Source organism: Arthrobacter sp. B0427-1-12, from assembly GCF_059092905.1.
Map to the genome: position 1 here is coordinate 1 of NZ_JBNHIC010000094.1, position 7,557 is coordinate 7,557.

8 protein-coding genes and 1 pseudogene are annotated in these 7,557 nt (G+C 64.6%); 5 read left to right on the forward strand and 4 right to left on the reverse strand.

Annotation, left to right across the window (positions count from 1 at the left end):
* Positions 1–333: 333 nt before the first annotated feature.
* Positions 334–561: a hypothetical protein gene (locus tag AC5RWU_RS23140; RefSeq protein ID WP_493986520.1), complete on the reverse strand. Its 228-nt coding sequence runs from the start codon at positions 559–561 to the stop codon at positions 334–336.
* Between the two features lie 44 nt (positions 562–605).
* A complete protein-coding gene (locus AC5RWU_RS23145; protein ID WP_493986521.1) occupies positions 606–1,175 on the reverse strand; it encodes a recombinase family protein in 570 nt (189 codons plus the stop codon).
* A 284-nt stretch (positions 1,176–1,459) separates the two neighbouring features.
* Between AC5RWU_RS23145 and AC5RWU_RS23150 the strand changes: the two genes are divergently transcribed.
* From AC5RWU_RS23150 to AC5RWU_RS23160, 3 genes are all read left to right on the forward strand, one after another.
* Positions 1,460–1,672, forward strand: coding sequence for a hypothetical protein (locus AC5RWU_RS23150; RefSeq protein WP_493986522.1), 213 nt, complete (start codon positions 1,460–1,462; stop codon positions 1,670–1,672).
* Between the two features lie 594 nt (positions 1,673–2,266).
* Positions 2,267–3,493, forward strand: coding sequence for an ATP-binding protein (locus AC5RWU_RS23155; RefSeq protein WP_493986523.1), 1,227 nt, complete (start codon positions 2,267–2,269; stop codon positions 3,491–3,493).
* Positions 3,494–3,540: 47 nt separating this feature from the next.
* The gene (locus tag AC5RWU_RS23160; protein ID WP_493986524.1) at positions 3,541–3,681 is read left to right on the forward strand and encodes a hypothetical protein; all 141 of its coding nucleotides are present in this window, start codon (positions 3,541–3,543) and stop codon (positions 3,679–3,681) included.
* Between the two features lie 279 nt (positions 3,682–3,960).
* On the opposite strand, the gene AC5RWU_RS23165 is transcribed toward AC5RWU_RS23160, so the two are convergent.
* Positions 3,961–4,218, reverse strand: coding sequence for a hypothetical protein (locus tag AC5RWU_RS23165; protein ID WP_493986525.1), 258 nt, complete (start codon positions 4,216–4,218; stop codon positions 3,961–3,963).
* Between the two features lie 400 nt (positions 4,219–4,618).
* Between AC5RWU_RS23165 and AC5RWU_RS23170 the strand changes: the two are divergent.
* A pseudogene (locus AC5RWU_RS23170) lies at positions 4,619–4,916 on the forward strand (DUF4193 domain-containing protein).
* A 513-nt stretch (positions 4,917–5,429) separates the two neighbouring features.
* Here the strand turns inward: AC5RWU_RS23170 and AC5RWU_RS23175 are convergent.
* Positions 5,430–5,633, reverse strand: a complete 204-nt coding sequence (locus AC5RWU_RS23175) for a cold-shock protein (protein ID WP_493986526.1) — start codon at positions 5,631–5,633, stop codon at positions 5,430–5,432.
* Positions 5,634–6,026: 393 nt separating this feature from the next.
* On the opposite strand from AC5RWU_RS23175, the gene AC5RWU_RS23180 reads away from it, so the two are divergent.
* The gene (locus tag AC5RWU_RS23180; protein WP_493986527.1) at positions 6,027–7,043 is read left to right on the forward strand and encodes a zinc-dependent alcohol dehydrogenase family protein; all 1,017 of its coding nucleotides are present in this window, start codon (positions 6,027–6,029) and stop codon (positions 7,041–7,043) included.
* Positions 7,044–7,557 lie beyond the last annotated feature (514 nt).

Here is a 7,557-nt window from a genome sequence, read left to right on the forward strand (position 1 = left end):
CCAGGCGGATATCGAGCCACATTCCCGGGGCAGGCGACCGACACCTACCCTGCCAGCCGGTCCCGGACCAGCCACAACAAGACTCACAGGCGGATATTGCTGGGATAGGCTTCTGAGCTGGGAATTTATGGGCTCGTTGGAGGTCGTTCTTGGCTACGCAGGTGTTGGGGCCTTGGACTGGTAGCCGGGAGAAATTGAGCGCTAAAACGACCGGCTACTACCAAGACCCCGATGCCTGCGTGGAACCGCTGGTTCCGCCGGTAGGCCTGACCCGGACATGGCAAAGGCCCCGGACCATGGGCGGTCCAGGGCCTTCCGCGTGGGCTCTGCGCCTCAGTCGATGAGCTGGTCAGTGAGCTGGTCGGTGAGCTGGTGGACGTGCTGAGTCCATTTCCTGTACTCGTGAGCGTAGCCAAGCGCCCGGGTAAGGGCATCGGCGGCAGCATCGGAGGATCCCTTGCTGAGGGCGTCCTCGTGGTCCAGCAGCATCTCAGCTGCCAGCCGGGCCGCGGAGTCCCGCTCAATGGTCGCCATCTCCAGGTCCTTGCGCGTGTCCGTCATGGCGGTTCCTTACTCTCGTGGTGGGTCTGTTGTGGCTATGGTCCTCAGGCGGCCGTCTCAGCCTTCAGGAGTCTGTACATGGTGCTAACCGATACCCCGGCCCGCTTGGCAATCTGCGCCGGGCTAAGGTCGCCGCGCGCGTGAAGCTCCTTCACCAGGGCAATGTCCTCAGCATTGTGCTTCTTCGGCCGTCCCCCGAGCTTGCCGCGGGCCCGTGCCGACTGCAGGCCAACGTTGGTCCGCTCCCGGATCAGTGCCCGCTCAAACTCAGCCAGGGAAGCGAAGATCCCGAACACGAGGTTCCCGTTCGCCGTGCTGCTGTCGATCCCTTCATGGATGGACCGGAAGGTAATCCCGCGGTCCCGCAGCTCGGCCACGAGGGACACCAGGTGCTGCAGGCTCCGGCCCAGCCGGTCCAGGCGCCAGACAAGCAGCGTGTCCCCTTCCCGCAGGTAGTCCAGCATCTTGTCCAGCTCGGGCCGGGATGCCTTGGCCCCGCTCACGCCTTCGTCCTTGAAGATCCTGGAGCAGCCGGCGGCCTTCAGCGCGTCGACCTGGCCATCCGTGTTCTGGTCGCTGGTGCTCACTCGCGCGTAGCCGATGATGCTTCCCACGGCGCCCCCTGATTGTCGTTAACTCATGTTCAGGTGTTGGTTATGACATTAGCTTGTTGGAAGGGTTTTGATAATAAGAAAAACGCGGAAACACGCGGAAATCCCGAGTTCTAACAACTGCGCTTTCACTGCCGTGAACCGATCGTTTTTGAGACTGAGCAGGCCGGTGTTCTCCGTGGCAAGCAACGCGCAGCGTTGTGCGGCAGCCCGTGGCGTTATCCGCGGCGGGATCCCCGCGGAACAGTCCTCAAGCTTGTCCTAGGTCTTGGGACGGATGCTGAAGCATGACAATGACCCACCGGGCCCGGATTGCGGGCCTGATCATTCTGATGGCTTTACTGGCGGTGGCTGCAGGGTATGCCGTGGACGGCTGGCGAGGCGCTTTCTACACCGCCCTCATTGCTTTTCTGCTGGCCGTTTCCACTTACCTCGTCGACAGATGCACGCAGTCTCAGCAGGACAAGAACGCCCGACGGGCCCACAAGGGAAGCCGCTAAGGACCGATTCCGCAGGAGCAGGCTGTGTGGCTGAGTAAGGAGTGTGCTCCGCACACGCTGACCTTCCGGACCCCGAAGTATCTGATTAGGACTGAGCTGCAGGGTTTGAACATGGGTGAGCCGAGCAGATGGATGACCCGGAATTCGCGCCGACTCCAGAAGCAATTCAAGAGGCCGCAAAAGCCGCGTTCTCAGACCCGTCGACGCTTGCCCGGACGATGATTCACGGACTCAATCATCTGCAAGATGATGCCGAGAAGCACCCGGAAGACCACCCAGGATCCCCCTCACCCCGGCTCCAGGCGAAGAACCAGCCAGAACATCAGGCAGGGTCACGAATCCGCCCGCGAGGACCTGGATCTACATGCGCCGGAGAACCGGCAGAAATCGTTCCCGACCGAAGCTTACGTATGCGCTGTTATCGGCGTTTGTGTCAGGGCGCGAAGAGTGTGCCGGCTGGCTGACATGTGGCGGTTCGAGGCTTCCCTCGGTAGTCCCGGCCACACCCTGCGGCGGTTTCTTTGGGGCTTTAGGGATTTTAGGGAGCTTTATTAGATTTCAATAAAGTGCCCTAAACCAAGTAAACTGCTGCCTATGGATCAGGTGCTTAACCCGTACACTCCCAACGCCGGAGCCACCCCCGAGCTGGTGGTCGGGCGCGATGAGCTCCTGAAGGACTTCGAAACGCTTCTCCGACGGCTCGATCGCGGCAGAACCGACCAGTCAATGATTGTCACCGGCCTGCGGGGTGTCGGAAAAACCGTTTTGCTGGGTGAGTTCCGTCAGATCGCCGATGACTTCAAGTGGAAAGTCCTTGAGCTGGAAGCCAGCAAGCACGATGACAATCACTTCCGTCAGACGCTGTACTCCAAGCTCAGGGCCTCGCTGTTCCAGGTCTCCCCGCGGGCGCGGTGGGGGGAGCGGGCCAGGAACGCGGCACGGGTCCTGCAGTCATTCAGTCTCTCGGTTGACCCGAGGACCGGTGCCCCTACCCTATCCCTGGAGGTTGAACCTGCCGAAGGACTCGCTGACCATGGGGACCTGACGCTGGACCTCACGGATGTTCTGGTCGCTATCGGTGAGGCGGCGGCGGACCACGGAACGGGCCTGGTTCTGCTTTTCGACGAGGTCCAGTTCCTGAGCCGTTTCCAGCTGGAAGCCATTATCCAGGCGATCCACAAGACCGTGCAGCGGAAGCTGCCCGTGACGTTCGTGGGTGCCGGACTGCCGCAGATCGCCGAACTTGCAGGGGATGCCAAATCCTACGCGGAAAGGCTCTTCAGGTTCCCGCGTATCGGTTCCCTCGATAGGGAAGACGCGGCAAGGGCGCTGGCCGAGCCGGCACTTGCGGAGGGTGCGCGGTTTGAGCGGGATGCGCTGGATCGGGCTTTCGAGCTGACCGAAGGCTATCCCTACTTTATTCAGGAGCTGGGTTACCAGGTCTGGATGGTGGCCAGTGACCAGGTGATCACGCTCGGCGATGTTGAGGACGCCAAGGACGCCTACGAGGCGAAGCTGGACGAATCGTTCTTTCGGGTCCGTCTGGACCGGGCGACGCAGCTGCAGATCGCCTACATGCGGGCGATGGCCGAGCTGGGGCCCGAATCCCAGAAGGCCGCCGATGTGGCCGCGGTGATGGGGCGTGAGTCGACCCAGCTGGCACCGACCCGCTCAGAGCTTATTGCAATGGGTCTGCTGTACACCCCGTCGCATGGATACGCCGGATTCACCGTTCCTCATTTCGACCGCTTCATGCTGCGCGCGGTACCTGAACTTGAAGTTCCGAAACTGCAGAAACGGCGGCCGAAGAAGAAGGGCTGAAATCCCGGCTCCGTTAGAACCGCAACTACTGCAGAACCGCAGCGTCAGTGAAGGTAAAGGGCGTCATCCGCCCGACAGAAACAAAAGACATCGAAGCCGAAGGCGAGGACTACGCCGCAGCGCGGGAAACACTCCAGGCCCAGGTCCCCGAAGGATGGCAGCTGCTCTCGGTCAGGACCATCCGCTAACCGCCGCCACCCATTCCTCCGCAGCCGGTGGCAGGCAGTACCGCCGGGATCAAACCAACCTAGGACTGCTGCAGTTCAGTGCGGGCGTCTACCGGTTCGATCAGTTCGGGTCCGTTGTTGCGCACCGAGTTGACCCGGTCGCTGACCGTCACCGGAACCAGCTCCGGCTCCGGCATGGCATCGAGCAGCTGCGCGACCTTGGCCTTGGCCGTGGTCTTCGGGTCCAGCCAGTCCGCCTGCCCGGGGGTGCCGGACCCCGGCGGGTGGGTCAGGGGGGTGTCAGGCGAACCAGTCCCAGTCGGGAGGGCTCCACGCAGCCGGTACCTGATGTGTGCGGGTGTGACCGCATTGTTTGCAGGTGTAGGTGGCGTTGGCCGCCTGCTCCTGCCCGTCGGGGAGGATCCGGGCCGGGACGTACTCCTTGAAATGCAGGGACCGGTCGGTGCTGCACCCGGGGCAGAAGGGCGGTTCCGGTTCGGGTACGGCGGAAGCGCCGGTGGTCTTGGTGCGGTTGCTGCGGGGTGTCTTGGCAGGCATTGGGGAATCACCACATCTTCGTCGGTGCCGGTTTCGGAAGGGCTCACGGTTATCGGGGGAGGACCCTGACCGGCGTGCACGTTTCGGCTGTTGGTGCCTGCGGCAGTGTCCCTGGTGGTCGGCTCTGATCAGCGAGGGACGCTGATTTTTTCTTCAACCGCACTTGGCGGTATTTCAGAGTATCCCGGCCGGCCGGTTACGGATAGGTTCCGGCACCCACCCACGGGCCGGCAGCGTCCCGAGGCCCGTCCCGGATCTGCTCCCGGTGCGCGGGCCCGGTTTGGCCGGTACGTCACTGCGGCCGGACTTCAGGTCTTCCCGCGTGCTGTTGCGCGATCCATGCGATGTGCTGTCTAATGCTTGCCCGACACTTTGCAGACGAGGAGACGACCAGCCGAACATGGCTACCGATTACGACGCACCCCGGAACACCGGCGAGGATGAGTCGACGGATTCGCTTGAGGAGCTGGCCGCCCAGCGCGGCAAACCCCAGCCGGTGGCCATCGACGTGGACGAGAACGACACCGCCGAAGGCATCGACCTGCCCGGCGCTGACCTCTCCGGCGAGGAGCTGCATGTGGGTGATCCCCGTTCAGGCCGATGAGTTCACCTGCGGATCCTGCTTCCTGGTCCACCACCGCTCCCGGAAAGCGCGCGAGAAGGACGGCGTCGCCTACTGCCGCGACTGCGAAGACTGAGAAAGGCAGCGACAGCATCCCGGAAAGAGGACGGAGTCCGGCTCAGATCACCGAGGCTTACCGCAGCGCGGCTGCCTGAATAACAAAGCCGGCTCAGGCTTGGGGCTAAAGTGAGCCTGAACGCGACGGGGACGGGCAGATCCGTACCTTGGACCGGGAACCGACGCCCACCCGGAGCCGACGCCCACCCGAAACCGGCGGGCCTAACGCCGCCCCGGGCCCGGCTGCAGGGGTTCATTCCACCGGGTCCCTGGCCTGTTCCGGGGCAGACTTCAGCTATCGCGGCCCGGGGCACCTGAAGCCGCCCGGGGATCTCAGGTGCCGGTGAGGGAACAGCACCAGATCTGCGCCGGGGCGTAAAACGGCACCGGCGGACGGGAGCCTGAAGGAGCACTCCCGTCCGCCGGTTCACGCAGTGCGGGCTATTAGGACGCTGGAGAGCCGACCGCCGATTCGTGGTGTCGTCCTGCCCCATCCGGGAGCCTGCCGGGGGCCGGTTTCAGGCCTGGCCCTTTAGACCGGGCGGATGTTCTCCGCCTGCGGTCCCTTCTGGCCCTGGGTGACGTCGAATTCGACGCGGTGGTTCTCCTGCAGTGAGCGGTAGCCGCTGGCGGAGATGGCGGAAAAGTGCGCGAACACATCCGGTCCATTGTCGTCAGGGGTGATGAAGCCGAAGCCCTTGTCCGCATTGAACCATTTGACTGTTCCTGTTGTCATGCTGCATTCCTTCTGGGCCGGCTCTGCGGATCCGTGCTGTGGACCCCGTCCCGCCGCCCGCTCCCCAGCCTATGTGCCGGGATTCGTACCGGACAAGACCACGTGGATAGCCCTGGACGTTCGCCGGGAAATACTGGTGACGTATGCGCTGATATCGGCGTGTGGTCGAGCAGCGAACGGATTTGAGCGCGAGCTGACCAAGGACGGCCAAACCCCTTATGGCAGTGCCGGCTGACATGCAGTGCAACCTGATGTGTGACGGACATGAGTTCTGCCTCCAGTCGTTTGACGTTGTGCCGATGGCGCGGTTCCGTCGCGGGTGTCATTACGATCCTCTACGCTGGAGATGTTCCTGCCCGTAGCCCGGCCCGGTATCGGAGGAGTTGAGGGGCCATGCGTGCCTGGTGGATCGAATACCCCGCCCCGCTGACCGGACCGCAGGCGGGCTCGCCGCTGCGATTCGGGGAACGCGCCGACCCGGTGCCCGGCCCGGCGGACCTGCTGATCCGGGTGCGGGCCTGCGGGGTGTGCCGCACGGACCTGCACCTGGCCGAGGGGGACCTGAAGCCCCACCGGCTGCGGGTGGTTCCCGGTCATGAAGTGGTCGGCGAGGTCGTTGGCCGCGGCCCGGAATGCACCCGATTTGGCATCGGTGAGCGGGTGGGCGTCGCTTGGCTGCGCCGTACCTGCGGCAGCTGCCGGTTCTGCCTGCGAAAAGCTGAGAATCTGTGCCTGGACCCGCGCTTTACCGGCTGGGACGAGGACGGCGGCTACGCCGAACTGGCCGCCGTGCCGGAATCCTTCGCCTACGCCATACCCGAGACCTTCGCAGACACCGAAGCCGCCCCGCTGCTGTGCGCGGGCATCATCGGTTACCGGGCGCTGCGCCGGGCGGAACTGAGACCGGGCGGCACCTTGGGCATCTACGGCTTCGGGGCCTCGGCGCACCTGGCCGCCCAGATCGCCATCTATGAAGGGGCCACAGTCTTTGTGATGACGCGCTCGGAAAAGGCACGCCGCCTGGCCGCCGGACTCGGCGCCGCCTTCGTCGGGGCGGGCACCGACGAGCCGCCCGAGCCGCTGGATGCGGCCATCCTCTTCGCCCCGGCCGGCGACCTCGTTCCGCCGGCGCTGCGGGCCTTGGACCGCGGCGGCACCCTGGCCATCGCCGGAATCCACCTCAGCGACATCCCGTCCCTGAACTACGCCGCCGAACTCTTCCAGGAACGGCAGATCCGCAGCGTCACTGCCAACACCCGCCGCGACGGCCAGGAGCTGCTGGACCTGGCCGCACGCATCCCGATCCGCCCCACCGTCAACGCCTACAGCTTCCCGGAAGCGGAACAGGCCCTCAGGGACCTTGCCGCCAACCGGGTCACCGGAGCCGCGGTCCTCAGGTTCGGCACCTGAATCTGCCACCGGTCCGGGACAGGAGAAACCGGACGTATGCGCTGTTATCGGCGCTGAAGGAGCCGGTGCACCACAGCTGCGGTGCATGGATCAGGCTCCCGTCCTTCCAAAGGATGGGAGCCTGGTCCGACTGGGTGTTCAAACCGTTCCAAGGGTGAACACCGCCCCGGGCGGGGAAGCCGGTAAGAGGGCCGTCCCCGCAGGTCGCTGGTGATCGGATGGGCCGCCGGGTACCGGCGTGGTGGGCAGCATCAGATTCGGTGTGGCCGGATCGGCGCTGCACAGGGACTTAGGTGGGAATGATCAGCGGCGGCTGTGCCCCGTGGGGCTGGTGGACCGCCCGCATCGGTGGCGTGGAGGCGGGACCGGTTCCGGTTGCTTCTGCTGTCATAAACCGCTTCGGGGCTTCCCTGTGTCCGGGGTCCGGGGGAGAATCCAGCCATGGGATTGGGGGAGGGGGCCCGCTATGATCCGGTGCGCGCGGCAGCGGCGTTCTGTGATCTGCTGGCCGTCT

What these genes read in the sequence shown, in the direction of transcription:
- AC5RWU_RS23165 (WP_493986525.1), bottom strand. Translation starts at nt 4,218, where the DNA reads ATGCCTGCCAAGACACCCCGCAGCAACCGCACCAAGACCACCGGCGCT.
- AC5RWU_RS23155 (WP_493986523.1), top strand. Translation starts at nt 2,267, where the DNA reads ATGGATCAGGTGCTTAACCCGTACACTCCCAACGCCGGAGCCACCCCC.
- AC5RWU_RS23175 (WP_493986526.1), bottom strand. Translation starts at nt 5,633, where the DNA reads ATGACAACAGGAACAGTCAAATGGTTCAATGCGGACAAGGGCTTCGGC.
- AC5RWU_RS23180 (WP_493986527.1), top strand. Translation starts at nt 6,027, where the DNA reads ATGCGTGCCTGGTGGATCGAATACCCCGCCCCGCTGACCGGACCGCAG.
- AC5RWU_RS23150 (WP_493986522.1), top strand. Translation starts at nt 1,460, where the DNA reads ATGACAATGACCCACCGGGCCCGGATTGCGGGCCTGATCATTCTGATG.
- AC5RWU_RS23140 (WP_493986520.1), bottom strand. Translation starts at nt 561, where the DNA reads ATGACGGACACGCGCAAGGACCTGGAGATGGCGACCATTGAGCGGGAC.